Consider the following 1436-nt stretch of genomic DNA (forward strand, 5'->3'; position numbering starts at 1 on the left):
ATTGCCTGGAACATTGTCAGTTCTTATTCCAAGAGTGAATGGGATGCCTACGGTGCAGAAATGAGCGATCGCTCCCGTCGCCATGAGCGTATGGAGGAGTATATGGAACTCTGCTACCAACTTTGGGATTCCTGGGCACCCGACGCCATTGTTGCCGACAAGTCCAGCGGTATTTTTGCCGACCCAGCTAAGGTTAAAGAAGTGGACTTTGAGGGTGAGTTTTTCCGCAGTAAAGGGCGTTCGTTTTGCTACCGCTCCCCCCAGGGTAGACCGGTGCTCTGGCAGGCCGGTTCCTCCGATCGTGGGCGCGACTTTGCCGCTAAACATGCTGAGGCCATCTTTGCCGTGCACCCCAACGTCGATCGTATGCGGCAGTACAGCGAAGACCTGAATCAGCGGCTGGTCAAGACCTTCAACCGTCCTTCCAGCAGCGTCAAGCTGATCTACGGCTTGCAGTGCATCGTCGGCGAATCCCGCGCCCACGCCCAAGAAAAGTACGAGCACATTCGTGCCAATAGTCCCCTCGAAGGTGCCCTTGCTTGGATCTCGGGCCACTTTGGCCCCGATTTCTCGACCTATGATCTCGACGAATACGTGCAGAACATTGAAATCCCTGGCATTAAGGGCTTGTTCGAAAGCATTATCTACGCCAAGGGTGGTAACCCAATCACCGTGAAAGAAGCGGCCCTGTATTACGCCATGGGTATGGGCATGCCCATCACTGTCGGTACAGCTTCTGACATTGCCGACACGATGGAATACTACATGGACGAAGGCGGGGCCGACGGGTTCATGCTAGTGGCAACCTATACTCCCGGCTGCTTTGAAGAATTTGTGGATCTGGTGGTGCCAGAGTTGCAGCGACGCGGGCGTTATCGAACGGCTTACCCCGGTACCACCCTGCGCGAAAACCTGTTAGCCGATTAGTGGTTTGTTTGTTATGGATCAGTCTGTAGTTTCATCTCATTGGGGGCAGCCCGCTGCGGGTGTAAACCTATCTTCTGGCCTTCTCCTGGCCTCTCCCTTGCCCGATTCAAAGACAGCGGACATTGCGTTTGATTCTGTGGAAAGTGCGTTAGCCGCCATCAGAGCTGGCGAAGCGATTGTGGTAGTCGATGACGAAGACCGGGAAAACGAGGGTGATTTAGTCTGTGCTGCCCAGTTTGCCACCCCCGCCATGGTTAACTTTATGGCTCGACAGGCACGGGGGCTCATTTGTCTAGCGATGACGGGCGATCGCCTCGACTATCTCAAGCTACCGCCCATGGTGCACCACAATACCGATACCCACCAGACGGCCTTTACGGTCAGTATTGATGCAGTGCCTAAGGCAGGGACGTTCAAGGCTTCGTCGGCAGAGGGGCGATCGCGCACCATCCAGACCGCCATTGCCACCAGCACCACGCCCCGTGATCTAAAGCGTCCGGGGCAAATTT

2 protein-coding genes are annotated in these 1436 nt (G+C 55.4%); both read left to right on the forward strand.

The window, feature by feature from the left end; translation table 11 throughout:
* On the forward strand, nt 1-927 hold a 927-nt coding region (locus V6D20_08545), incomplete at its 5' end, for an NtaA/DmoA family FMN-dependent monooxygenase (GenBank protein HEY9815830.1).
* A 97-nt stretch (nt 928-1024) separates the two neighbouring features.
* Nucleotides 1025-1436, forward strand: a 412-nt coding sequence (locus V6D20_08550; GenBank protein HEY9815831.1) for a 3,4-dihydroxy-2-butanone-4-phosphate synthase, incomplete at its 3' end; no start/stop codon positions are given.

The organism is Candidatus Obscuribacterales bacterium, assembly GCA_036703605.1.
Lineage (GTDB): Bacteria > Cyanobacteriota > Cyanobacteriia > RECH01 > RECH01 > RECH01.